Source organism: Aeromicrobium changchenzhani, from assembly GCF_057586615.1.
Genome location: NZ_CM172480.1, coordinates 3,408,622 through 3,433,201 on the forward strand (window position 1 = coordinate 3,408,622; position 24,580 = coordinate 3,433,201).

Annotated in this window: 19 protein-coding genes; 12 read left to right on the forward strand and 7 right to left on the reverse strand. The window is 60.9% G+C overall.

All coding sequences use genetic code 11. The annotated features are described in order from the left end of the window. Positions 1–20: 20 nt before the first annotated feature. From AC2YB9_RS17160 to AC2YB9_RS17195, 8 genes are all read left to right on the forward strand, one after another. Positions 21–1,268, forward strand: coding sequence for an IS30 family transposase (locus tag AC2YB9_RS17160; protein ID WP_487266578.1), 1,248 nt, complete (start codon positions 21–23; stop codon positions 1,266–1,268). A gap of 73 nt (positions 1,269–1,341) precedes the next feature. Further along, positions 1,342–1,728, forward strand: coding sequence for a phage holin family protein (locus tag AC2YB9_RS17165; protein WP_487266579.1), 387 nt, complete (start codon positions 1,342–1,344; stop codon positions 1,726–1,728). Continuing rightward, positions 1,725–2,213: a low molecular weight protein-tyrosine-phosphatase gene (locus AC2YB9_RS17170; protein ID WP_487266580.1), complete on the forward strand. Its 489-nt coding sequence runs from the start codon at positions 1,725–1,727 to the stop codon at positions 2,211–2,213. The genes AC2YB9_RS17165 and AC2YB9_RS17170 overlap by 4 nt, the downstream gene beginning before the upstream one ends. Before the next feature lie 17 nt (positions 2,214–2,230). Continuing rightward, the gene (locus AC2YB9_RS17175) at positions 2,231–3,115 is read left to right on the forward strand and encodes a fructosamine kinase family protein (RefSeq protein ID WP_487266581.1); all 885 of its coding nucleotides are present in this window, start codon (positions 2,231–2,233) and stop codon (positions 3,113–3,115) included. A 65-nt stretch (positions 3,116–3,180) separates the two neighbouring features. Further along, positions 3,181–3,873 (forward strand): response regulator transcription factor, encoded by a 693-nt coding sequence (locus tag AC2YB9_RS17180; protein ID WP_487266582.1) that lies wholly within the window; start codon positions 3,181–3,183, stop codon positions 3,871–3,873. Beyond that, positions 3,870–5,273 carry a sensor histidine kinase gene (locus tag AC2YB9_RS17185; protein ID WP_487266583.1) on the forward strand — a complete coding sequence of 468 codons (1,404 nt, stop codon included), beginning with the start codon at positions 3,870–3,872 and terminating at the stop codon, positions 5,271–5,273. Before AC2YB9_RS17180 ends, AC2YB9_RS17185 begins: the two co-directional genes overlap by 4 nt. Positions 5,274–5,352: 79 nt before the next feature. Then, positions 5,353–6,927, forward strand: coding sequence for a S1C family serine protease (locus tag AC2YB9_RS17190; RefSeq protein WP_487266584.1), 1,575 nt, complete (start codon positions 5,353–5,355; stop codon positions 6,925–6,927). 68 nt (positions 6,928–6,995) lie between these two features. Continuing rightward, positions 6,996–7,925, forward strand: coding sequence for a DMT family transporter (locus AC2YB9_RS17195; protein WP_487266585.1), 930 nt, complete (start codon positions 6,996–6,998; stop codon positions 7,923–7,925). Here the strand turns inward: AC2YB9_RS17195 and AC2YB9_RS17200 are convergent. Further along, complete coding sequence (locus tag AC2YB9_RS17200; RefSeq protein ID WP_487266586.1) at positions 7,910–9,784, reverse strand: chorismate-binding protein; 1,875 nt, start codon at positions 9,782–9,784, stop codon at positions 7,910–7,912. The two genes, AC2YB9_RS17195 and AC2YB9_RS17200, sit on opposite strands and share 16 nt — an antisense overlap. 74 nt (positions 9,785–9,858) lie before the next feature. On the opposite strand from AC2YB9_RS17200, the gene AC2YB9_RS17205 reads away from it, so the two are divergent. Genes AC2YB9_RS17205 through AC2YB9_RS17215 form a run of 3 tightly spaced genes read left to right on the forward strand, consistent with a single transcriptional unit; the run spans position 9,859 to position 11,644 of the window. Then, entirely contained in the window at positions 9,859–10,062 is a 204-nt protein-coding gene (locus AC2YB9_RS17205) for a CopG family transcriptional regulator (protein ID WP_487266587.1), read from the forward strand. Next, on the forward strand, positions 10,059–10,430 hold the full coding sequence (locus tag AC2YB9_RS17210; RefSeq protein WP_487266588.1) for a type II toxin-antitoxin system death-on-curing family toxin: 372 nt from the start codon (positions 10,059–10,061) through the stop codon (positions 10,428–10,430). The genes AC2YB9_RS17205 and AC2YB9_RS17210 overlap by 4 nt, the downstream gene beginning before the upstream one ends. Then, positions 10,427–11,644 (forward strand): ArgE/DapE family deacylase, encoded by a 1,218-nt coding sequence (locus AC2YB9_RS17215; RefSeq protein ID WP_487266589.1) that lies wholly within the window; start codon positions 10,427–10,429, stop codon positions 11,642–11,644. The genes AC2YB9_RS17210 and AC2YB9_RS17215 overlap by 4 nt, the downstream gene beginning before the upstream one ends. A gap of 6 nt (positions 11,645–11,650) precedes the next feature. Here AC2YB9_RS17215 and AC2YB9_RS17220 read toward each other — a convergent pair whose 3' ends face one another. The 3 genes from AC2YB9_RS17220 to AC2YB9_RS17230 all read right to left on the reverse strand — a co-directional run bounded on the left by AC2YB9_RS17220 (position 11,651) and on the right by AC2YB9_RS17230 (position 17,649). After that, entirely contained in the window at positions 11,651–13,201 is a 1,551-nt protein-coding gene (locus tag AC2YB9_RS17220; protein ID WP_487266590.1) for a metallophosphoesterase family protein, read from the reverse strand. Then, a complete protein-coding gene (locus tag AC2YB9_RS17225) occupies positions 13,201–15,321 on the reverse strand; it encodes a HelD family protein (protein WP_487266591.1) in 2,121 nt (706 codons plus the stop codon). The genes AC2YB9_RS17220 and AC2YB9_RS17225 overlap by 1 nt, the downstream gene beginning before the upstream one ends. A 96-nt stretch (positions 15,322–15,417) precedes the next feature. Beyond that, a complete protein-coding gene (locus AC2YB9_RS17230; protein WP_487266592.1) occupies positions 15,418–17,649 on the reverse strand; it encodes a fibronectin type III domain-containing protein in 2,232 nt (743 codons plus the stop codon). A 246-nt stretch (positions 17,650–17,895) separates the two neighbouring features. On the opposite strand from AC2YB9_RS17230, the gene AC2YB9_RS17235 reads away from it, so the two are divergent. Next, positions 17,896–19,644, forward strand: coding sequence for an O-antigen ligase family protein (locus AC2YB9_RS17235; RefSeq protein WP_487266593.1), 1,749 nt, complete (start codon positions 17,896–17,898; stop codon positions 19,642–19,644). Between the two features lie 83 nt (positions 19,645–19,727). Here the strand turns inward: AC2YB9_RS17235 and AC2YB9_RS17240 are convergent, their stop codons facing one another. From AC2YB9_RS17240 to AC2YB9_RS17250, 3 genes are all read right to left on the reverse strand, one after another. Beyond that, positions 19,728–23,165, reverse strand: coding sequence for a carboxypeptidase regulatory-like domain-containing protein (locus AC2YB9_RS17240; RefSeq protein WP_487266594.1), 3,438 nt, complete (start codon positions 23,163–23,165; stop codon positions 19,728–19,730). A 246-nt stretch (positions 23,166–23,411) separates the two neighbouring features. Next, entirely contained in the window at positions 23,412–23,741 is a 330-nt protein-coding gene (locus AC2YB9_RS17245) for a hypothetical protein (protein WP_487266595.1), read from the reverse strand. An 88-nt stretch (positions 23,742–23,829) separates the two neighbouring features. Then, positions 23,830–24,576, reverse strand: coding sequence for an enoyl-CoA hydratase-related protein (locus AC2YB9_RS17250; RefSeq protein ID WP_487266596.1), 747 nt, complete (start codon positions 24,574–24,576; stop codon positions 23,830–23,832). Positions 24,577–24,580: the final 4 nt, after the last annotated feature.

The window sequence follows — 24,580 nt, forward strand, 5'->3', positions numbered from 1 at the left end:
TCTGAATTTTGGAGTGCTGTATGGGCCGTTTCCCTGATGTTGATCGTCAGCGTGGGTTTTGGATTCGGGTTCGTGAGGGCTTGTCGACCGCGGAGGCTGCTCGGGCTGCGGGTGTGTCGGTTGAAACGGCCAAGAAGTGGGTGCGCAAAGGTGGCGGTATGCCGCCAATGTCGCTGGTCCTGCCCGCAACGAGTCGTTATCTGAGTGTTGCCGATCGCGAGCGGATTCACGCCGGCCTGCATGCTGATGAATCGATCCGATCGATTGCCCGGTCGATCGGCCGGGCGCCCTCAACGGTGCTACGTGAATTGCGGGCGAACATGTATCACCAGCAGTACCGGTCCTTGGCTGCGTTGAACCCGTCAGTTGCGGGTCGTCCGAGAACCAAGGGCTGGAAATATTCCCCGTCGAAGGCCCACCGGCGTGGTGTTGCCAGACGGGCGCGTCCCAAGCCAGCGAAGTTGGCGACGAACCAACGGCTTCGTGATGAGGTCCAGTTCCGGCTCGAGAAGAAGAAGCACTCGCCCGCGCAGATTGCGAACCGGTTACGGTTGGATTTTCCCGATGAGGCGGAGATGTGGGTGTCACACGAGACGATCTACCAGTCGCTCTATGTCCAGGGCCGAGGTGCGCTCAAACGTGAGCTCACTACCTGCTTACGAACCGGTCGAGCGGTGCGCAAACCCCACCGCAAAGAAGGCCGGCGACAGACCCGGATCAAGGACATGGTCAACATCAGCGAACGACCTGCCGCAGTCGAAGACCGGGCTGTTCCGGGTCATTGGGAAGGCGATCTGATCACCGGTGAGCTGAACAAGTCCGCGATCGGAACGTTGGTCGAACGCAGCACAGGTTTCGTGATGTTGCTTCATCTGCCCGAGCGTCACGGCGCTGAGGAAGTTCAGGACCAGATGATCATCCAGATGGGAAAACTATCCACACAGTTACGCGGATCGGTGACCTGGGACCAAGGCATCGAAATGTCCAACCACAAGGCAATCTCCACCGCTTTGGACATCGACATCTTCTTCTGTGACCCACATTCACCATGGCAGCGGGGCTCGAATGAGAACACCAACGGGCTGCTGCGTCAGTACTTCCCCAAAAGCACCGATCTATCGGGCTACCACGCGGACTATCTCGAGTTCGTCGCGAACCAACTCAATGACCGGCCACGCAAACGCCACCAATGGCGCACCCCCAGAGAAGTCCTCGCCACACTAGTCTGGGACCACGCAAATCAACCCGGTGTTGCGCCGACCGATTGAATCCACCAACCTCAAACGGCCATATTTCGAACAAATCTTGGGGGCTGGCGGCGGTGATGCCACAATGGTCGGTATGCCCAGATTCTTAACCTCATGGATTCTCAGCGCGGCCGCGCTCGCGGTTGCCGCAGGACTGCTCGGCACGCATATGAATATTGCCGCAGCAGACGCTTCGACCTCAAGCCAGCTGATCACGCTGGCCTTGGTTGCTGCCGTTTTCACCGCGATCAACATGTTCGTCGCACCGGTGATCAAAACGCTGTCATTGCCGTTCATCATCATCACGCTGGGGTTCGCGCTGCTCGTCATCAACGCGTTGCTCCTGCTACTCACCGAATGGGTGACGGGCAAATTTGACTTGGCATTCACGATCGATGGGTTCTGGTGGGCTGTTCTTGGCTCGATCATCATCTCGGTCACCAATGCGGTGCTCGGCGTGTTCTTCGACCAAGAACGGTGACTTTCCGCATCGCGGTCGTCTGCCTCGGGAACATCTGCCGCTCACCCACAGCGCATGTGATCCTCGATGACCGCATCCAACGAGCCGGATTGGCCGATCGAGTCTCGATCTCCTCAGCGGGCACCGGGGGTTGGCATACCGGCAATCCGATGGATGCTCGCTCCGCCCAAGTCCTGGCCAACGCTGGCTACGATCCGACCGGACAGATCGCCGAGAAGTTCACCATCGACTGGTACGCCGAGAACGATCTTCTGCTCGCGATGGATGCGGCCAATCACGCGGACATGGCCGAACTCGCGCCAACCGCCGGCGCGCTCGGCAAGCTGCGAATGTTCCGCAGTTTCGACCCTGGAGCTGAAGAATCCGACCTCGATGTTCCTGACCCATGGTTCGGTGGACCCGAAGGTTTTCGTGCCGTACTCACGATGATCGAGCGGACGTCGGACCAGCTTGTCGACCAACTCCCGGCGCTGATCGACGGCTGAGGCGGTACGTTCGACGTATGGCACGGATGGCAGGAATCGCATCGCGCGCCGAGGCACTCCTCGGTCGCGGGGTTGTCTCGACGACTCCGGTCGCGGGCGGCGATGTCTGCACAGCGACCCGGTTGAGGCTGACCGATGGTCGAAACGCGCTGATGAAGACTCGTTCCAACGCGCCCGAGGGCATGTTTCATGCCGAAGCCGAAGGCCTCACCTGGCTGCGGGAAGCGGCCGGCGCTCGTATTCCCGAGCTCCTGGCCGCCGCCGACGACTGCCTCATCCTCGAGTGGATCGAACCGGGAAAACCGACCAACGACGCCGCCGATGAATTCGGCCGCGCACTGGGCGTCACCCACCAGGCCGGCGCAGCGATGTTTGGCGCCGAACATGACGGTTTCATCGGACTCGCGCCGCTGCCCAATCGGACGCTCCCCACGTGGCCGGAATTCTTCGCATCCAGACGCGTCATGCCATATGTCCGCGCCGCAGTCGACCGGACCTTCCTCACGATCGAGCAAGCCAACACGATCGAAGCTGTCATGCGTAAAATTCACGACTTCGCCGGCCCCGCCGAATCGCCCGCGCGCGTGCACGGCGATCTGTGGTCGGGGAATGTGGTCTGGGGATCGGACGGGCATGTCTGGTTAATCGATCCGGCCGCGCACGGCGGCCATCGTGAGGGCGACTTGGCGATGCTGGCCCTGTTCGGCACACCCCATCTGCAACGCGTCATCGACGCATACGACGAGGCCACGCCGCTCGCCGAAGGCTGGCGCGAACGCATGCCGCTGCATCAGCTCCACCCCTTGTTGGTGCATGCGGTCATGTTCGGCGGCAGCTACGGAGCTCGCGCAGCCTCGACAGCTCAATCAATTCTGGACGGCCCGACCGGCCAGGACACCTGATTACCAGCGGCTCCTAAAACAGCGGCTCTTACGAAAGGTTCAGGATGGCCGGGCACACTTCTCCCATGCGCATTCTTGTCGTCGATGATGATCGTGCCGTACGCGATTCGCTGCGGCGCTCGCTGGAGTTCAACGGCTATGTCGTCGAGCTCGCCTCAGATGGCGCCGAGGCGCTCGCCCGCGTTCCACACGTCAATCCCGACGCAATCGTCATGGATGTCATGATGCCGAAACTCGACGGTCTGGAGGCCACGCGCGCCTTGCGCAATGCCGGCAACGACGTGCCGATCCTCATCCTGACCGCGCGCGATGCGATCTCCGACCGAGTCGACGGTCTCGATGCAGGTGCCGATGATTATCTGCCGAAGCCGTTCGCGCTCGAGGAGTTGTTGGCCCGAATCCGATCATTGCTGCGCCGCGTCACGCGCGCACCCGGCGACGAACCATTCGAGCCACCGCTGGAGTTCACGGACCTGTCGCTCGATATTGCGACCCGTGAGGTCCGACGCGGCGAGCGGTCGTTGACCCTAACTCGAACCGAGTTCGATCTGCTCGAGCTGTTCATGCGCCGACCCAAACGCGTCCTCGAACGCTCCTTCATCCTCGAAGAAGTCTGGGGCTTCGACTTTCCGACAACGGCCAATTCACTCGAGGTGTATGTCGGTTATGTCCGTCGCAAACTCGAGGCAGGCGGCGAATCGCGGTTGCTGCACACCGTCCGAGGCGTGGGCTATGTCCTTCGCGAGAACGCGCCGTGATTGACCGACTACATCAACTCATTGCGCCACTGACGGCTCGTCTGTCACTGGCTGCTCGAGTCGCGCTGCTGACGACAATTGCGGTGGCAATGACGCTCGCGGCGGTCAGCGCGATGGTCTATTTCACCGTTCGGACCGAGTTGCAGAGCTCGCTGGATGAGTCACTCGTACAACGCGCCGAAACTGCGGTCAGCGATGGCATCAGTCAAGACACGATCGCCAAATATTCTGCCGGTGCACTGAGTAATATCGCGCAAGTAAAGATCGCGATCATCAGCGGTGGCTATATCTTCTCCAACTCCAATGAGACGTCAGCACTGCCGTTCATCAGCACTGCGGAGAATGATGTTTCACTGGGTGAAAGAACCCACTCCAAACGCACCGACACAGTCGGCGGCGTCCGCTATCGGATTGTCGCGGTCCAGGCCGGTAAGGGCACCGCACTGGTTCTGGCCCAATCGATGGATTCGGCCTATCGAACCCTCGAGCGACTCGCCGTGATCCTGTGGCTGACTTCAATCACCGGTGTCGCGCTGGCCGGACTGAGCGGCTGGCTCGTCGCGACCAACGGCCTTCGCCCCGTGCGCCGTCTGACCGATGCGGTCGAACGCGTCGCCCGCACCCAGGAACTCACCCCGATCGCGGTGATGGGTCACGACGCGTTGGCGCGCCTCACGACGTCATTCAATTCGATGTTGATCGCGCTCGACGCCTCTCAGGACCGACAACGGCAGCTCGTCGCCGATGCGGGCCACGAACTCCGTACGCCGTTGACCAGCTTGCGCACGAATATCGAGCTCCTCACGCAAGCCGCAAACAATCCACAGCGGCACCTACCCGATGTGCAGCGCGCCGAGATCATGCACGACGTAGGCGCGCAGCTACAGGAGCTCTCAACGCTCGTGGGGGATCTTGTTGAGCTCGCCCGCGATGAACCGTTGCGGCGTGATCCCGAGCCGGGCGATTTCGCCGAGATCGTGACGCACGCGGTGGATCGGGTTCGTCTGCGCGCGCCGGGTGTCGAATTCGATACCGACATCTGGCCGTGGATGGTGTTCGGCGAACCTCAGTTGCTGGAGCGCGCAGTCACCAATCTGCTCGATAATGCGGCGAAATGGAGCCCACCGGGCGGAACCGTCCAGATTCGGCTCCGCGACGGCACGTTGACTGTTTCCGATGAGGGCCCCGGCATCGCCGAGGACGATCTGCCGCATATTTTCGACCGCTTCTATCGCTCCAGCGAGGCACGCACGTTGCCTGGATCCGGGCTCGGATTGTCGATCGTACGCCGGGCTGCCGAACGCCACGGGGGAAGCGTCGAGGCCCGATCAGCCGGATCCGGCGGCTCACTATTCACGTTGCGTATCCCCGGCGCCGAGGCTTCGGAATCGTCACAATGAAAAAGATTTCTTTGGACGCTCACACGCCACTCTCAGTTGGCTCTCAGCGATACGCGAGAATGTAAATATTATGAGTGACATGAATGATCCATTCGCAGCCAAGCCGTACGTCCCGCCGACACCCCCAAGCGATGACGCTGGCGACGGCGCTGGCGAAACCACTCCCGCGGAACCGGTCGCTGGCCAGTCTGAGTCGACGCCGCCACCGGCAGCCGAGCCGACGCCTCCGCCAGCCGCTGAACCGCCTCCTCCACCCGGCGAACCGCAGCCGACACCAGTTGCACCCGAGCCAGCGGCACCGCCCGTACCGCCAGCGGCACCACCGGCGCCACCCGCACCGCCGACTGCTGAAGAACCGACCGTTCAGACTCCTCGGGATGAAGTCACCGAACAATTCACCCACCGTTATCCCGAAGGCGGGGGCTATGCGGCGGGTTCAGCCGCAGAGCCGACACCTACTCAAGAGCTTCCACCGTTCGCAGCGACCGCTCAGGGGGCGCCCGCCTACGGCATGTCCGCTCAGCCCTATCCTGCGGCAGCTCCGGTTAAGCAGAAGAAACGGCGCAGCACTGCTCTGATCGCAAGTTCGGCGCTAGTCCTCGGCCTTGCTGGCGGCGTCATCGGTGCAGCCGGTTATGACTACCTCAACAACGATTCAGGCCCCACGGTCAACTCACTCAACTCAGGCAACGCCAAGGACCGGGCCGCAACCGGCGCCGTTGAGAAGGTCGCGCAGACGGTCCTTCCGTCCGTCGCCCAGATCAATGTGAAGGGCACGAGCGAGTCCGGTTCGGGCACCGGCATCATCATTAGCAACGATGGCCAGATCTTGACCAATAATCACGTCGTCGAGGCAGCCGCAAACAATGGCAGCATTACGGTGTCATTCAACGATGGAACGATCACCTCAGCCACGATCCTCGGCCGCGACCCCGTCACGGACCTCGCCGTGATCAAGGCGAAGGACAAGACGGGTTTGACGCCCGCGGTGCTCGGCAATTCCAGTGACCTCCAGGTCGGTCAGGAGGTTGTCGCGATCGGTTCGCCGTATGGGCTGGAATCCACAGTGACAAGCGGCATCATCAGCGCACTCAACCGTCCGGTGTCCTCCTCTAACGGAAGCGGCAGCGATCAAGCGACTGTGTTCCCGGCGGTTCAGACCGACGCGGCCATCAACCCCGGCAACTCCGGTGGCCCGCTTGTGGACCTCGACGGCCGTGTCATCGCGATCAACTCCGCGATCCGCACGACGAGCGGCTCGCCGACCGCGCAGTCCGGCTCAATCGGCCTCGGCTTCGCAATCCCAATCGATCTAGCTAAAAATGTCGCAAAGCATCTGGTGAAGGGCGAGAAAGTCCAACACGCCCGCATCGGCATCACCGTCGGAAACTCGATCGACAAGGACGGCATCACGACGATCGGTGCATCGGTCAAGGGCGTGACCAACGGGGGCGCAGGCGAGAAGGCAGGGATCAAAACCGGTGACATCATCACCGCGCTAAACGGCACCGCGGTCGGAAGCGCCGACGGCCTTGTTGCCGGTATCCGCGGCTACGAGCCCGGTGAGAAGGTCACGTTGACCGTCTTGCGCGACGGCAAGTCCCAGAAGATCGACGTCACGCTGTCCTCGGATGGCGGAAACCTCGGTAGCTGAAGCCAGCTAACACCCAGTGACGGTGCCCCGATCGCTTCGGTCGGGGCGCCGTTTCTAACATTGGGACCATGAACGAAACTGCTGCTCGCGACCTATCACTGGCGGCACTCATGATCACGGTCGTCCTCTGGGCTTCGGCCTTCGTCGGCATTCGTGATCTCGGAGCGACTTTTTCCCCCGGTGCACTGTCGTTGGGACGACTGATCGTCGGCGCGATAGCACTGACCGTGATCGCGTGGCCAAAACATGAAGTGCTGCCGCGCGGTCGCCCACTGGGTCTTATCGTCGTTTACGGCGTTCTGTGGTTCGGCGCCTACAACGTGCTGCTCAATGCGGGCGAGCGGTATCTCGATGCTGGCACGTCTGCACTGGTCATCAACATCGGGCCGATCTTGATCGCGCTGTTCGCTGGCATCTTGCTCAAGGAAGGTTTCCCGAAGCCACTCATCATCGGCACCGGTGTGGCGTTCGCTGGCGTCGCCCTGATCGCAGTAAGCACCGACAAGGATTCGACCGCAGTCGCGACCGCCAGCACGACCGGCGTGCTTCTGTGCGTGGCCGCAGCGGTTGTTTATTCAATCGGAGTGCTCTGCCAGAAGCCAGCTCTACGCACGGTCCCCGCAGTCCAAGCCGTGTGGCTCGGCTGCATCGTCGGGATGCTCGTTTGCCTGCCGTACGCGCCCAGCTTGGTCAATCAGATTCAAGACGCCTCGGCCAAGGATTTGTTGGTTCTGGCCTACCTCGGCATTTTCCCGACCGCAATCGGCTTCAGTACGTGGTCATACGCACTCAAACGCCTCGACGCCGGCACCGTGGCCGCGACCACTTACCTCGTACCTGTGCTCGCGACCCTGATCGCCTGGATCCTGCTGGACGAAGTCCCGGCGACGCTCGCCTTCATTGGCGGCGCAATGTGTCTGATCGGCGTTGCCATCACGCGAATGCGTCGACGGCGCGTTCCGCTGCCTAGCCCGGAAGCCGATCACCCAAGCAGTTGAAGAACGAGTTCCTTGATGATCTCGTAACCGTTCTGGGTCAAGATCGATTCGGCATGGAATTGCATGCCGCGATAGCGCGGCCCGGCCACAAGATGAACGTCGCCGGTGGCGGCTTCGGTCTCGACGGTAACCCCCGTCGGCAACCCCGTGGCGGGTACGCGTGCGACGAATGTGTTGTAGAAGCCGACAGTCTGCTGTGCACCCAACACTTCGAGACGACTCTGCGTGCCTTGGAACACGATGTCCTTGAACACGAGGTCAAGACCGATCTGGCTCGACAACACCTGATGGCCCAGGCACACAGCCAAGAATGGCCGCTCGGACGTAATCAGCACCGCTACGATCGAATGCAGCACCGCCATCTTCGGATCGTCTAGTTCGCGCGGATCGCCCGGGCCAGGGCCGACCACAACGAGGTCGTAGCCCTCGAGCGCGTCGGCGCCTTCCGCATTGAGCACGGCGGCATCGTGCCGCAGGATGTCCGTGGTCATGCCCAATACGCCGAAGATGTGACTGAGCATGTTGACGAAGTCGTCCTCGCCGTCGACGATGACGACACGTTTGCCAGCAAGCGCGGGCACCGGCGCGGCACCGGACTGATCGGACAGCCAGAATTGGCTCAGCCGTTGATTGCGTGAGCCGAGTGCGATCAGTACTTCGTCATCGCGCGTGAAGGCATCGAAGCCTTCGGCCGGCACGGGTGCGGCCTCCACCAGTCCGAACGCGCTCAGAATTCCCGCGGCCTTTGCCCACGTTTCGGACGTTTCATAGGCGGGATCGGAGTCGCGTACGAGCGTTGCGCCAGCGGTGATCTTGAGGTTGCCGTCAAGGTCAATGTCGGCGGTGCGAATGAGGATCGGCGCATCGGCCATCGGCACGCCATCGTCATCGCGGCCGATCAGCGCGGCGATCGAGGCGTAGTAGCCGCGACCTTCTGGTTCATATTGTTTGATCAGTCGGCAAGCATTTTCCACCGGGCTGCCAGTGACCGTGGCGGCGAACATCGAGTCGCGCAGGACCGCTCGCACGTCGCGATTGGTGCGCCCGGCAAGCAGATACTCGGTGTGCACCAAATGCGTCATCGGTTTGAGGTACGGGCCGAGCACGAGCCCGCCTTCATGGCAGATGTCGCACATCATCTTGAGCTCCTCATCAACCACCATGAACAGCTCGTAGATCTCTTTTTCGTCCTGTAAGAAATTGAGCAGTTCACGCTTTCGCTCGGCCGTCGTCTCAAGCCCGTGCAGACGGAACGTGCCGCTGATCGGATTCATCCGCACCTGTCCGGCCTCGACACTCACATGCCGTTCCGGACTGGCGCCGATCAAATAACGGTCGCCAGTGAAGATGAGAAACGTCCAAAACGCTCCGCGTTCGCGTTCAAGTAGCCGGCGATAGACACTCAGAGCACGCCCGTGATTCCAGTCCGAGAGCTGCGCCCGGTAGTTGCGCCCGACGACCAGGTTGGCACCTTCGCCGCGGCCGATTTCGTCCTCGATGATGGTCCCGACCATCGCCGCATAGTCCTCATCGGACGTCTCAAAGCCGCCACGATCGGCAAATTCGACCGGCACCTGCGGCAGCTCGGCAATCAACTCGGCCAGCGGCACATGCTGTTCGTATTCCACCGCGATCGCTGACAACGGCGTGCCGTCCTGATGCGCTTCGAAGCCACGCTCGCGCACCTGTGCAAAGGGCACGAGCACCAGGTGGTCCCAGGCGCGCTGGACGCCAGCCGACAGCGGCACATCACCAATCGATTCCAGATCCGTACGCGTGCCGCCCAACAGCGTGACCGTGTCGTCGTCGCGGACACGGATCAGCGCAAAAGCCGGGAGGGAAAGTAGTTCGTCAAGCATCAGGAATTGATCCTATCGGTGGCGGTTGTCGTCGACCTCTTGCTCCTATGGTATCGCGGCGATACCATAGATCTATGAGTATGACACTGAGGCTCGACGACGAACAGGATCGCGTCCTCACCGCGCTTGCCGCGGCGGAAGGTGTCAGCAAGAACGAAGCAGCGCTGCGAGCAATTCTGGAGCGTGCTGAACGATTGGACGGAGTGGCCGAGGTTCGCCGACTGACCCGTGAGGCAGCCGCGAAGTACGGACCGCTGCTCGACCGCCTCGGTCAATGACGGTCTACCTTTCGCTGGCCGAACTGCTCGCGATCGTCGATGAGTACGGACTTCAATCCGTGCGCGACATCGGGCTGCTCGATTCGGCCGCCCATCGCCCGCAAACTTCGGTGTTCGGGGACGATGCTTATCCGACGCTGGATGAGAAGGTCGCCGTACTCCTTGAATCAATCGTTCGGAATCACCCGCTCATCGACGGCAACAAACGCCTCGGCTGGATTTCCACATTCGTCTTCTACGCCCGAAATGACGTTTTGCTCGATGCACCACTCGACGCTGCCTATGATCTCGTGATCGGCGTGGCAACCGGCGAGATCGATTATCACCAATCGGCAGCAATTCTCCGCAACTGGACGGCTGACTCATGACAATCGACCAAGAAGCGCTCGCCGACGATCTGCGTGAACTCATTGCGATTCCAAGCGTCGGCGGGAGCCAAGGCGAAATCGACGTACAACAGTGGTGCGCCGACAAATTGGTCGACCTTGGCCTTGCCGTTGATCACTGGCAGCTCGACCTTGCTGCGCTTCGGAGCACGTATGGCTACCCCGGTGAAGAAGTCGAGCGGCTCGAGGCCTGGGGCGTCGTCGGTGCATCCGGCCCCGGCACACCGGCGCTGATCCTCAATGGCCACGTCGACGTCGTTCCGCCGGGCGACCTCGCACTGTGGCCTGATGGCAATCCATTCATTGCCCGAGAATCGGGCAACACCTGGTATGGCCGCGGTGCCTCCGACATGAAGTCCGGCGTCGCCGCGATCATCGCCGCGGCGCGGGCGCTCGAGGGCACGTCACTCGCACAGCCATTTGCGATTCACACCGTGATCGCCGAGGAGGACGGTGGCCTCGGGACCTTCGCCACCCTGCAGCGTGGCCATACCGGTGACGCCTGTCTCATCGCCGAGCCCACCGATGGGCAGATCATCTCGGCCAATGCTGGCGCCTTGACCTTCGAGCTTGAGATTTCGGGCACGGCGGCACATGGTTCGACGCGAACCGCGGGCGTCAGCGCAATCGACAAATTCGAGATCATCCATGCGGCGCTGCGCGCTTTCGAGGCCGAACGCAACACGTCGTTGCCGCCGGAGTTCGCCCATCTTGACCTCGGCTGGCCGCTCTCGATCGGCACGATCCGCGCTGGCGACTGGCCCAGCACCGTCCCCGACGTCCTGATCGCTGAGGGCCGCTATGGCGTCATGCCTGGCGAGACTCTCAACGACGCAAAACGTTCCTTCGCGCGCGCAATCGCGAAAGCGTCCCAACGCGACCCTTGGCTCCACGATCATCCGGTCCGGATCACTTGGCCGGGTGGCCATTTCTCACCGGGGCAGCTGCCCGTCGGACACGAATTGTTGGGCCTGGTGCAGGGGGCGGCGGAGGCAGCGGGCGCACCCCGGCCCGAAGCCTTCGGCGGCGCCTACGGCTCTGACCTTCGACAGTATTCACAACTCGGCATACCCACCGTGCAGTATGGGCCCGGCACGATCCGGCACGCGCACTCGGTCGAGGAGCAGGTGGAGTTTGGGCAGGTCGTGATCTGCGCCCAAACCTACGCAAACCTCATCACCGCGCACTGCAGTTGAGGCGCGCTACTCTGCCAATTTCGGGATCGGGGTTTGCGCCTTGATTTCAAAATAGGGCTGCGCGGTGACGCCACCGCCAGTGCCGAAATCGATCACCTGCAGGCCAACCGGCGCGCTCCCCTTGAACGTCACGATCGTGACCTGAGCCGGACGCCGAAGTTTGCTGCCAAGTGCGAAGGCGTAGACCGCGCCGCCGGTGGTCCCGGTGCTCAACGTCGTTGTTGCACGTCCCGTCGGACTCGTCAACGTGGTCGGTCCGACCTGCCGATGCAGATGACCGCTGAGAACTAGATCCACGCAACCTGACTTTGCAGCATTTTTGGCGCCCGACGGGCTGTGCACAATGATGACCTGGACCCCCCCATCGTCACATGCGGCCTTGGTCAAAGCTTCATCTTGGCCGTGGATCGCATCGCTCAAGTCCGACTCATTGCCGCCGTAGCCGCCAGTAAGCCCCGAGCTGCGCGGATCACTGGAGCCAAGGAAACGAATGCCGTTGATGGTTTTGGGCTTGCCAGCGAGCAGGTTGAAGCCTTCCTTGCGCATCTGCCCACGCACGAACGGTCCGGTGTCATGGTTTCCTGCGACCGAGACGACGGTGAAACCCTTAAACGCCTTCGCGAGCGAGTTGATGCTGAAGGCCTCCCAGTCGCCACCGACCGACGTGTCATCGCCGAGATCGAAGAGCATCCGTGCCCCAGCCTGATGGGCGATCGCGCGCACCGCGGCGTCCATGCCGATGTTGTCGTGCCGGTCAGTGACGACCAGCGCTGTCGTCTCGCCGTCCTCGGGCTTACGTACGACCGTTTTGCTCGCGTCGTCAGCCAGCTTGCCGTAGAACTCGACCGACTTCTTGTAGGTCGTTATCGCACCCTCAATGAGCGCCGTCCCGCCAGCACTTGCCGCACCCTGCTTGATCTCAACCTGATCAAGGATCTTGTCGGTAGGAACATTGGGCAAAGCCACCGACAATTTTACCCAGTTTGCGGCGACGGCGTCGTCGGTACTTCTGGGGCGTTCGGGCACTGTCACCAGTCCCAACGCCACGACCGTGGTCGCGCCAAGCGCAACCCCGGCGACGATCTCACGACGGCCTGGTTTGCGTGTGCGCGCCCAAATCATGGCCCGCCGCTCAGAACCAACCGCCCGCCAGCCGAACCCCACCATCAGCACCGTGAGAACACCGGTGCCAAGACCACGCAGGAGAGCTTCCTTGCCCATCTCGACGACGGTCGAAACCACCCGCTGAATCTCGCCGCGCGGCTGGCTCGCAATGACGGCGTCCTGAGTCACGAGTTGGTCAAGATTGGTGACCTCGCTGTCGCCGAAGTAGATCCGCGCGCCGATATTGAATGGCTGGTTGACTGGAATTCTGGCGCGCGGCAAAACCGCACCAAAATCAAGAGTTGCATAGCCATCGAACCGCGGAACGACCGTCGCATTGTGCGCGCCGATCACCACAGAGCGCTCGCTGTGCCGAAATGTGGAGGCAGCAACGGGCAACCCGACGGCGAGGCCGACGAGCAGGAGAATGAGGCTCTTGACGAAAAAACGCATCAGAGCCGCTGCAACCATCGATCAGTCGAGCCCACCGTGGCGAGCAGCTGGGTGGCGCGAGTGAGCACGACATAGAGGGTCCGCCAGCCGGACTCAGACTCATCGGTGATTGCGTCCGGCTCGACCACGATGACAGCGTCGAACTCAAGTCCCTTGGTATCGAGGCCGTTGAGTAGTTTGATCCGCCCCGCATACAAATCAAGCGTTGGCCCGAGCGGGCCGGCAAGGCGTTCGCGATCGACAACCGATGCCACGACCGCAATCGTCCCTTCGACGCGTTCGGCAATCTCGCCAATCGTCGTGCTCAGGGCACTAGCAACCACGTCCGAACTGACGATGATGTGTTGCGGTTCGTCGCCGGTGCGGCGTACCGCATCGGGCAGGTCCGGATACGGCACCGCGATCCGTGCGACGCCGGCAGCGAAATCGTAGATCTCGGCGGAGTTGCGATAGTTGGTCGAGAGCCGGAAGGCATGGATCGGTTTGCCGTCGAGTGCCTCGGCACGAGCGGCAGCAGATTCCTGCGGGTGTGGCCAGGACGACTGTGCCTCGTCGCCGACAATCGTCCAGCTCGCGAATCGTCCGCGGCGGCCGATCATGCGCCATTGCATCGGCGACAGGTCTTGGGCCTCGTCGACCAGCACATGCGCGAAACCGTCGTCCTCGATGCTCTGTGTAGCGCCGGCACGAAGCTCCCGATCCTCACGTTCGGCCCGCTCGAAACTCATGAGTTGCTTGGGGGTATCGAACTCGTCATCGCGCTCAAGTGGCGTCTCACCGAGCAGATAACGCAATTCGTCGATCAGCGGCACATCTTCAATCGCGATGATGTCCGAACGCCAAGACGCTCGGAGGGCACGGAGTTCATCGGCCGAGTAAGCACCGCGAGCATACTGTTGTATCCGGTCGCCCAGCGTTGCCCAGACATCGACAGCATCGAGCGGTGGCCACCACGCCTCGACGAATTCAACGAAGCTGTCGTTGCCGACAATCTCGTCGATGAAGCCTTCTTTGCCCTTCTCGAGCGCACGTTCACCATTGACCTGGCTCCACAGGGCGTCGATCAGATGCTCAGGGGCTTTGGCATACGCACGATTGCGCTTCATGCCACTGCCGAGCAGATTGCGGCGTATGCGCGTCAAGCCACGCTCATCGAGGCGGAGCACGTCGTCCTTGTAGAAAAAGCGGAACTCAGTCGGCTCGCCCGACTGGGCGGCGACGACTGCCTGCCCGAGTACGTCGACCATCCGAGCCGAGCCTTTGGCCGCCGCGGCAACCGGCTCGTTGTGATGATCGGCCCTGAGGCCATCAACCACTTCGCCGAGCGACCGCAGCGTCACACTGGTCTCGCCAAGGCTGGGGAGCACTCGCTCGATGTAGTTCATGAAAACGTTGGACGGGCCTACGACGAGCACTCCGCCAGATTCGAAGCGACGCCGTTCGGTATAGAGAAGGTAGGCAGCACGGTGCAGCGCGACAACAGTTTTGCCGGTGCCCGGCCCGCCGCCGATAGTCGTGGCGCCACGGCTGGGCGCGCGGATCGCCTCGTCCTGCTCCTTCTGAATCGTCGCGACAACCGAGTGCATCGTGCTGTCGCGGGCTCGGCTGAGACTCGCCAATAGCGCTCCTTCGCCGACGACAACCAGATCTTCCGGCGCGTTCGCGGCGTCGAGCAGGTCGTCTTCAACTCCGATGACCTTGTTGCCAGCGCAGCGCAGAACCCGGCGCCGTATGACACCGACTGGATCCTGCGCCGTGGCTTGATAGAAGACCGATGCGACCGGTGCACGCCAATCAACGACGAGGACATCGCGATTGCCATCGCGCACGCCGATGCGGCCGATATAACGCGACTCCCCGTCAAGCAGGTTGAGCCGGCCGAAGACGAGGCCGTCGTGGGCCGCATTGAGCGCCGAGATCCGTTTGGTAGCTTGATAGACCATCGCATCGCGCTCGACGAGCCCACCCTCGTTGCCGACATGTCCGCGCGCGAAACCCTCAGTGACCAACGATTGGGCGACTTTGGTTGATTCGTCGAGTTGTTCGTAAACCGCATCGACATAGGCCTGCTCGGCGGCAATTTCCTGCTGTGCGACGTACTCAGCGTTGCTGGAAGACACCCGACTCCTTTGGCCCGTTACCGAACTCATAAGTCTATGCCGTGGGTGACTTATTCCCTACGCCTGCCCGGAATTCGCAAGCGTCGGACGCATCAATCATTTTTTCGATGTTGTAGCGGATCGGGTTTTCGAGATCTTGCTCAAGAGCTTCGTAACCCGTGCATCTACGACATAGACCGTGAAGTAATACTTCGTGCTGGCCTTCAACCCCTTGATCGTCCCCGACGACTTAGTGAACGTGTAGTACTTCGGCGAACTCATATTCGACGACCTCGACAGCCGCACGCGGTATTTCGGCGCACCCGAAACCGACTTCCAGTCCAGGCCGATCGACGATTTGGTCACGTGTGCCGCACGCAGACCGGCTGGCGCAGTGAAAGAACCCGACTTCGCCCGCGTTTTAGCGGTGGAAACCGGCGAGACCGGGCTCAGACGTGTCTTGACCCGTGCATCTACGACATAGACCGTGAAGTAATACTTCGTGCTGGCCTTCAATCCCTTGATCGTCCCCGACGACTTGGTGAACGTGTAGTACTTCGGCGCCTTCATACTCGATGACGTCGACAACTGCACGCGATACATCGGGGCACCCGAAACCGACTTCCAGTCCAAGTTCAACGCGCTCTTCGTCTGGCTGGTCGATTTCAGCTTTTGTGGCGCCGAATATGTCGCGGCATCGGCTTTCTTCGTCGCTGTCGTTGCGCTCGCGGTGGCGGAGATGCCGCTCATCCGCTTCTTGCCGGTCGCATCTGTGACCCAAATCCGGAGGTAATATTTTGTTGCGGACTTCAGGTCCTTGATCGTCCCGGACGTTCCATCGAACGTGGATGTCTTCGCCGACGTCATATTCGTTGAGGTCGACAGTTGGACCTGATACTTCTGCGCACGCGGCACGGCGGCCCAACTAAGGCTCAACGCGTCGGTCCCCTTTGCGGTGGCGCTGAGCGCGGTTGGCGTCGGCAGGCTCTCGCCGGCTGGCCTTGTCACGGCTTCTGCATTGGCCGATATTTCACTCAACCGATTCTTGACCGCCGCATCCACGACAAAGATCCGGAAGTAATACTTTGTACTGGCTGTAAGCCCGGTAACGGTACCGGTCGTGCCGGTGAACGAGTGATATTTTGACTCGGCCATGTCGCTTGTGGCTGATATCTGGAGCTGATATTTGGCAGCCTTCGGAACCGCATTCCAGGCGAGTGTCAGAGCAGTGTCAGCTTGTTCGGTCGATCGCAATTGATCCGGCACTGCGAAGGCATACGCCGCAGCGACTGCCGCCGTCTTCCCCGTCGTCACAGACTTGCTCGAATAGCCAGCCAATGACGCCCTGACCGTCGCGGAGATCTTTGTGGCCGCGTCTGTGGCGATCGGCGTGTAGGTCGATTCGGTGGCTCCGGCAATCGCAACGCCATTGCGCAGCCAACGATAGGAGTATCCAGCAGCCGCCGGCGCCCAGCCACCAGGCAGGACACTGAGCTTCGCGCCAACCTTCGGGGTCCCGGCGATCGTTGGACCTGCGGTGTTGGCCAAAGTACCGGCGCGGACCGCGTCAGTCGGTGCCGATGTCTCGGCTGCCGTTGCGTAACCAGTGCGCTTGCCGCTGACTTGCACCGCAAGTTTTTTGCCTAGGTCGCTCGCATCGGGTGTGTAGGTTTTCGCGTTCGCACCGCGGATCACCGTGTCATTGCGGAGCCACTTATAGGTGAACGCGACGCCCGTTGGCCGCCACGATCCAGCTGATGCGGTAACCCGTGAACCGACTGCCGCAGTTCCGCTGACGACCGGCGTCGCGCTAGAGATCAGGTCCTTGAAATGGATGAACTCGGTTGGATAGCTGCGGTCGCCCTTGTAAATCTTGAGCTTTTGGTAGATTCCCTTGGGGTAATAACCGGGGTAGTTATCTTCCTGGGTGATGATGTAGTTGGAACCGACCTCGACGACATACGTGACGTGGTTCTTGGTCTTGCCGTTCTTGTCCTTGCCCCAGGCACCGACCGATCCGACTGCTGGCGTCTTGTTGACCGTGTAGCCCTCTTTTTTGGCATTGGCGGACCAGTCACGTGCATTGCCCATCAACCGTTTGGGTGTGGGCACGCCGTTCTGTCCCAACTGCCAAGCCACATAGTTGACACAGTTGTGTCCGCCATACATGCGCCAGTGCATCTTCGACATGTCCTTGGCATAGGCGGGATTGCACTTCGCCACTTCTGCCTTCGAGACGCCTTTGCATACAACTTGGATCGTGGCGCTGACTGGCGCGACGGTGAGACCAAGACCAACCAAGGCGACTGAGGCGACCATTGTGGTGAGCCAGAACCGGAAACGATGCACCGGCACACTCTAGCGGCAAAACCCCACCAATAACATACGTATCTATAATTCACTTCTGCAACACGCTGAGTGTTGCGGGATTTTTGCGTCGGCGCTACGCGGCCATCACCCGGACTGTCTGGGTGATCGGCGTTCGAATCTCAGGAGCACGCCAACCTCTGGTTCCTCGCTGTCACACGGGAGACTGCGCTATGCAAAACGGGGAGTTTGGTGCCAATTCGTTCTGAATTCTGCAAAACTTCAGCCGTGTCCCTCAATCCGCTTGCCGTCCCCCGTTCCGGGACCGTGGCGATTTGGCTGATGGCCTGCGCCCCTATCGCCTTCATACCTGGCGGGTTTATCCGCTTCGTCTTTCCTAAGCTGTTGCTGGTCGCCCTCGCTATCGGAATCGGTATGTTCGCCAACCGCTCTGGACGGCTCCCTCGCACCGTCACGATCGGGCTGTCCCTCGGCACCCTCCTCATTCTCGCCGCTGCCGTCAGCTCTGAGAGTCCGGTCGCGGCATTGATGGGACGTTGGCCACGCTATGAAGGTGTGCTGGTGCTCGGCCTCTATGTCGGTTCGGGCTGGTTGGGCGCCAGGCTCCTTGGTGGAGAGAACCGCGGCCACAACAACACCACGCTTGGCCGCGCCATCGCGGTGATGGCGCTCATCCTTGCTGTGTTCGCAGTCCTCGACGCCGTTGGCTTATCACCACTCGGCCGGTCGGATGCCTACCGATCCGGCGCATTGCTCGGCAATGCGACCGACGAAGGCCTCGTCGCCATGTTCGCGGTCGCGATTCTGCTGCGTCCAGCCATTGAAGATCGTCATTGGTTGCTCAGCTCCGGGCTGATGGCAGCGCTGGTGACCGTCGCGCTGTCTGCCTCACGTGCTGTGTTGGCAGCAACCGCCATCATCATGCTGATCCATCTTTTGGTCATGACCGGGCGTTCGGCGAAGTACCTTTACGGAGGCCTGGCGACCTTGGCGCTCTTCGTTCTGGCCATTCCGCAGGCACGCGAACGGCTGTTCAACACGGCCACCTTTACTGGCCGATCCGTGCTCTGGAAGGAAACCGTCCGATTGGACTGGGATCACCTGGCGTTGGGGATCGGACCTAGTCGGTATGTCGATGCAATCGGGCGCTATCACGACCAGGAATGGGTTTCAAAGGTAGGCATCGCAAATCCCCCGGACTCCCCGCACAGTTGGCCGCTGCAGGCACTCACCGTGGGTGGCATTCCGCTCTTGATCGTCGCGCTCGCGCTTGCCGGCTGGGTCGTGTATCGCGGTTGGTTGACGATTCGTCAGGACCCCACCGATCTGTTCACTCTTGGCGCATTCAGTGCCCTGATCGGCTTCGGACTCGTGCTGCTGACACATTTCACAATTGCTGGCACAACATGTCTCGCGGCATTCCTGATCGGTGGTCTGATTGCCGACAACGCGGGCTCAACGGTCGACCACCGCTTGTTACGACCCATCGGCTCGGTGCTGGCCGGTATCGCGACCGTTCTGATGCTTCTCTCATCGCTCGCCGAAGTCTCGCTCGAGAATGGTGTTCAAACATCGTCCGCTGGGGACACAACTGCCGCCGATAATTCCTTCGGCCACGCCTACCGGCTCCGATTGGGCGACGGCGATGTTGCGATGATCGCAGCGCAATCATTGGCCGGCGCTGCCAGCCTCGGCAACGAGCAGGCCGGCCCGCTCGCCGAAATATGGGCCCGGCGAAGCCTGCAGCGCACACCCGAATCGTATGAGGCCAATGTCGCCCTCGCGGTTGCCCAGTTAGCAGCCAACGATTCGCGCGCGGCGCAGGCAACGCTCGACCCGGTAATCGAACTCTTCCCGACCGGTGCGACCGCCTTCGTTCAACGCGGCATCGCACGATTCGGCCAGCGCGATATTACCGGCGCCCGGTCCGATCTGCATACCGCGATCGAGTTGGACCCCAAGGACACGACTGCTCAGCAGGTGCTCAACGCGATCGAACAGCGCGTGCGCGGCTGAGCACATGACGGCGGCCCCGGAGCGATATTCACGCCCGGGGCCGCCGTCATGTCGCACCGGTTCCAGGGCGTCAGACTGCTGACCTACTTAATCTTCACTTTCTTGGTTGACACGACCTCGGACGTAGAGGAACTACCTCCATACGTGATCGTGAACGTTTGGGCTCCCTTCTTAAGCTTCGTTAATTTCAACGTCGCCTTGCCCTTTGAAAGTTTGGCCTGCTTCAGTGTCTTGTTGCCAAGCTTGATCGTGACGGTTCCAGATACGTACTTGACGCCCGACACACTCACCGAAATTTTGAACTGAGCCTTCTTCTTACCTGGCTTTGCTGACGTCGACACCTTCGGCAGATATTTCACCGCACTAGTTGACGCGCTCGACTTCACATACTGGACATAACCAGTTTTGCTGGCAGTGACCTTGACCGAAATCTTGTGCTTAATATCTGACTTTGAAAGCTTGTACGTTGAACTCGTTGCTTTAGCAACGGACTTTCCGTCCCTCAGCCACTGGTAGTACACCTTTACGCCCGGTGTTGACCAACTTCCAAGTTTGACCGCCAACGTCTTGCCGGCGTTAGAGGTACCAGTGATCGCGGGGGCGGCCGAGTTCGTGAAGGCTCCCTGTGCCACGCCCGCTGTCTGCGTCGTCGTCTTGGTCAACGACGTATAGCCAGCCTTCGAGCCGGTCACTTCGACCGTTATCTTCTTACCCACATCACCCACAGCCGGCGAATAGGTAGCACCATTCGCGCCACTAATGACGGCCCCGTTAGCCAACCACTGACGAGTAAACGCGACACCCGACGGCGCCCACGTCCCCTCGGATACGGTCAACACCTTGCCGACCTGGGCGGTCCCCGTAACCGTCGGCGCAACTGAATTCGTAATGTCACCTTGGACCACGCCCGCTGTCTGCGTCGTCGTCTTGGTCAACGACGTATAGCCAGCCTTCGAGCCGGTCACTTCGACCGTTATCTTCTTACCCACATCACCCACAGCCGGCGAATAGGTAGCACCATTCGCGCCACTAATGACGGCCCCGTTAGCCAACCACTGACGGGCAAACGCGACACCCGACGGCGCCCACGTCCCCTCGGATACGGTCAACACCTTGCCGACCTGGGCGGTACCCGTAACCGTCGGCGCAACTGAATTCGTCACCGCAGTCACGGTGGCCTCGCCGTAGACGATGTCGTGCGGCAAAGTTACAGAACCACCAAGAGTCGTCGCGATACCGACAGCCTCATTCGCATTAGCCGACGTTGCACCCGTTGCCTTGTTCGTCAGGTAACGGACCGGCCCACAATTGCCGCCCACTGCAATCTTGTAGATTCCAGTCGACAGGCCACCGATTGTGACGTCGTTACTGCTACCAACGGTATAACCCGTCCGTGTCACGAGTTTGTCGTCGCTCGTGTAGGCGGACAGGCCCCCGTCGCAATCCTCGGTGATGGACTCGCCGGCGCTGTTGACGATCGCGGCCTTGATCGTGCCACCCGTGGCCATCGTCGCGTTGACACCCGGTTTGGCCTGGCTCGTGGTCAGAGACACCGGTGTTGCAGCGCCAACGCCACTGCTCTCCGGCACGCTGTTGTAGAACTGCGCGGCCGTCGTCGACATCCCACTAGCACGGGCAAACTCGACGCGGTAGGAGCCGGCAGCCAGGCCGCCGATGGAATAGGTTCCATCCTCATCGTCGGCATAGCTCCGACGGATTTCCTCACCGGTTGTCGTATCGATCGCTGCCACCACGTGTGAAGTGTCGTCGTAGTCTTCCGGATCAGTCCCTGCAGGTTGTGTCACCTTGCCCGAGATTGATGCGCCGAGCGCCAAGAGTGCGTTTTTACCGGTGGTCACTTCACTAGTCGTGAGGACAATGTCCGTCGCGTCACTGAACGTGGCCTTGTTGTTCCAGTATTGCGTCTCATAGACCGCAGCGTCATCTTCGCCGTAGTCGACGAATTTGACACGGTAGGTGCCGGGAGGCAATCCGGCGACGTCATAGCTTCCCGAACTGTCCGTGTAAAAGCTGGACTCAATATCCCAGGTTGTCTTGCCACCGACGGTCTCTCCTTTATAAGCCATAACGTCGATGTTCGGCACACCCGCACCCCCAGCCTTCGTCACCTTGCCGGTAATGTGGCCCGCCTTCGCGAGCGTCGCATTGATGTTGGCCCTGGTCGCGGAAACACCAACCACGACATCATTCGCAACCTCAACGGTCGCCTTGTCGTTATAAAACTCATCAAGGTAGTTACCGTTGTGGTCCTCGAAACCGACCCGATACGTCCCAGCCGCTAGCCCGCCCAGGTCATAGGCACCAACTGCATCCGCATGGACTGAGTCGAACGAATCCCAGTACGTCCCGCCATCACCATCGTCGGTCAACTGATACACGTCAACGTGCGCACCGTCGATACCTGCGGTGCCATCACTGGTCACTTTGCCGATGATGTGGCTCGCTTTGGAGAGCGTCGCATTGATGTTGGACTTGGTCGCCGAAGCACCCACAACAACATCAGTCGCATCTTCGACAGTCGCCTTGTTGTCGTAGTACTCATCGAGGTAGTTACCACGATTGTCTTCGAAACCGACCCGATACGTTCCGGCCCTCAGCCCGTCCACATCGTAATTACCGTCAGCATCGGTGTTGGCATTGTCGAAACTGTCCCAGTACGTTCCACCATCACCATCGTCTTCCAATCGGTAAAGCGTGACGGTCACATCGTTGATACCCGCGGTGCCGTTACTCGTCACCTTGCCAGTGATATGACTCGCCGCCGCGAGCGTCGCATTGATGTTGGGCTTGGTCGCCCCGCCGCCAACCACAACATCATTCGCCGTCTCAACGGTCGGTTTGTCGTTGTAGAACTCCTCGACATAATTGACGCTGTAATCGTTGAAGCCGACCCGATACGTCCCTGCCTTCAGATCACCCACATCGTAATTGCCATCCTCATCCGTGTAAGAACTGTTGACGGAATCCCAATACGAGTCGTCACCATCGTCGGTCAACTGGTACACCGTGACGTTCACATCGTCGATACCCGCGGTGCCGTCGCTCGTCACCGTGCCGGTGATATGGCTCGCCGCCGCGAGCGTCGCATTAATACCCGACTTGGTAGCTGAGGCACCAACAACGACATCCTGCGCATCTTCGACAGCGGCCTTATCGTTGTAGAACTCACCGAGATAGTTACCGCTGTCGTCAGAAAAGCCAACCCGATAGGTTCCGGCCGTCAGATAACCCACATCGTAGGTGCCGTCCTCATTCGTATCGACGCCGACGACTGAGTCCCAATACATGTCCCCATCACCATTGTCGACTTCTTGGTAGACCATGGCGGTCACACCACCGATGCCCGTGGTGCCGTTGCTCGTCACTACGCCGGTGATGTGTCCGTCGTCCGCGGCGGAGGCCGAGGACACGGTTGCGCCAAGCAGCCCGGCGATCATAAATGTGGTGGTGGCGATGACGGTGAACCAGCGCGCATGCGCACGAGAGGGGCGAGTACTCATCAGGGAGCCTTCGGATCGGTGCGGGGAAGCGACAGATGAGAAGAAGATAGTGGGTTCCGCGACCTGCGCGCAGAAGAATCCAAGAAAAAGTCCCATTACCGAACAATGTTTTCGGCTTTCGTCCTGTCTCGGCCGCTGATGGGCCTACGTCACGCCTGCTGGCGTTGCCCACCAACCACGACCGTCGTGACGCGACCGCGATGGAACCTGTGGTGAGCCAAACCCCCAAATGGGGCAGCGTCGGCGCTACGGCCGAATGAGGCGCTGCAACATTTTTCCGATCACTAGGTAGGCGGCTGCTGCAATGCCCCAGTTGACCAACGCCGCCTTGATTACGGCGTTCTTGCCATCGAAGGTGAAGAGTCCGTTAGCGCGGGTGAGGGGCCCGTCGATCGCATCAGCGACACCGATGACGAAATTGCGGATGCTGCTGTCTGGGTTGGCCTTCAACGCGATCAGAAGCGCTCCGAGAACGAGGAAAACGGCGCAGACCGTGGCTACAAGCCCGACCACCCGGGCGATCTTCGTTCGAATCTCCAGGGCACTGCCCATGCTGTGCCGGCGCTCATCACTCATAGTTGCCTCCTTGGCGGCGAGTCAAACACTAAGTATTCCAGCAATCCGCGTTTCTGCAGGGGCGCACGGGATACCTTGCGCCGACCGTCTACTTCTTCCGACTCAAGAACGCCAGCATCGCTTCGCGTGCTTCGTCGGAACCAAACAGCGTCGCCGATTGTGCCGCGATCTGGTCGCCGCGTTCGTCGATCCGCGCGACGATATCGTAGTTGAGCAACTTCTTGGTTTCACGAAGCCCTTGCGGGTAGCCCTTGACCAGATCGCCGAGTACGCCAGTGACCACCGTGCCAAGGTCAGCAGTGGGTACCGCCCGGGTGATCAGGCCGATCGAGGCAGCCTCGATGGCGTCGAATTTGCGCGCGGTCAGGAACAGCTCCGCAGCCGCTCGGTCGGTGAAGCGTGGCAACAAGCTCAACGAAATGACAGCCGCGGCAAGGCCAAGGCGCACTTCAGTGAGCTGAAAGGTCACCGCCTCATCGGCGATCACGATGTCAGCCGCCCCCACAATGCCGAGTCCTCCGGCACGTACTGGACCGGCGAGCTCAACCACAACTGGCTTGTCGCCCACCGCAATCTGACGCTGCAGCGCAACGAGCGCTTTGGCGCCCTCCTCCATACCGCCGCTAGACGCTTCGGACAGGTCCGCGCCGGAGCAGAACACCGTGCCAGCCGAACGCACGTGGATCGCGCGCACGGCAGCGTCCGCATCCGCGGTCGCCAGATGAGCCGACAATTCGGTGAGCAGTTGACGGCTCAGCGCATTGCGATTGTGCTCGCTGTCGAGCGTGATGACGGCGACTTGGTTCGCAGTCTCAAGATGCACGAGTTCAGTCATTTGA

What these genes read in the sequence shown, in the direction of transcription:
- AC2YB9_RS17180 (WP_487266582.1), top strand. Translation starts at nt 3,181, where the DNA reads ATGCGCATTCTTGTCGTCGATGATGATCGTGCCGTACGCGATTCGCTG.
- AC2YB9_RS17175 (WP_487266581.1), top strand. Translation starts at nt 2,231, where the DNA reads ATGGCACGGATGGCAGGAATCGCATCGCGCGCCGAGGCACTCCTCGGT.
- AC2YB9_RS17200 (WP_487266586.1), bottom strand. Translation starts at nt 9,784, where the DNA reads ATGCTTGACGAACTACTTTCCCTCCCGGCTTTTGCGCTGATCCGTGTC.
- AC2YB9_RS17245 (WP_487266595.1), bottom strand. Translation starts at nt 23,741, where the DNA reads ATGAGTGATGAGCGCCGGCACAGCATGGGCAGTGCCCTGGAGATTCGA.
- AC2YB9_RS17195 (WP_487266585.1), top strand. Translation starts at nt 6,996, where the DNA reads ATGAACGAAACTGCTGCTCGCGACCTATCACTGGCGGCACTCATGATC.
- AC2YB9_RS17240 (WP_487266594.1), bottom strand. Translation starts at nt 23,165, where the DNA reads ATGAGTACTCGCCCCTCTCGTGCGCATGCGCGCTGGTTCACCGTCATC.
- AC2YB9_RS17250 (WP_487266596.1), bottom strand. Translation starts at nt 24,576, where the DNA reads ATGACTGAACTCGTGCATCTTGAGACTGCGAACCAAGTCGCCGTCATC.
- AC2YB9_RS17215 (WP_487266589.1), top strand. Translation starts at nt 10,427, where the DNA reads ATGACAATCGACCAAGAAGCGCTCGCCGACGATCTGCGTGAACTCATT.
- AC2YB9_RS17210 (WP_487266588.1), top strand. Translation starts at nt 10,059, where the DNA reads ATGACGGTCTACCTTTCGCTGGCCGAACTGCTCGCGATCGTCGATGAG.
- AC2YB9_RS17165 (WP_487266579.1), top strand. Translation starts at nt 1,342, where the DNA reads ATGCCCAGATTCTTAACCTCATGGATTCTCAGCGCGGCCGCGCTCGCG.
- AC2YB9_RS17220 (WP_487266590.1), bottom strand. Translation starts at nt 13,201, where the DNA reads ATGCGTTTTTTCGTCAAGAGCCTCATTCTCCTGCTCGTCGGCCTCGCC.
- AC2YB9_RS17205 (WP_487266587.1), top strand. Translation starts at nt 9,859, where the DNA reads ATGAGTATGACACTGAGGCTCGACGACGAACAGGATCGCGTCCTCACC.
- AC2YB9_RS17190 (WP_487266584.1), top strand. Translation starts at nt 5,353, where the DNA reads ATGAATGATCCATTCGCAGCCAAGCCGTACGTCCCGCCGACACCCCCA.
- AC2YB9_RS17160 (WP_487266578.1), top strand. Translation starts at nt 21, where the DNA reads ATGGGCCGTTTCCCTGATGTTGATCGTCAGCGTGGGTTTTGGATTCGG.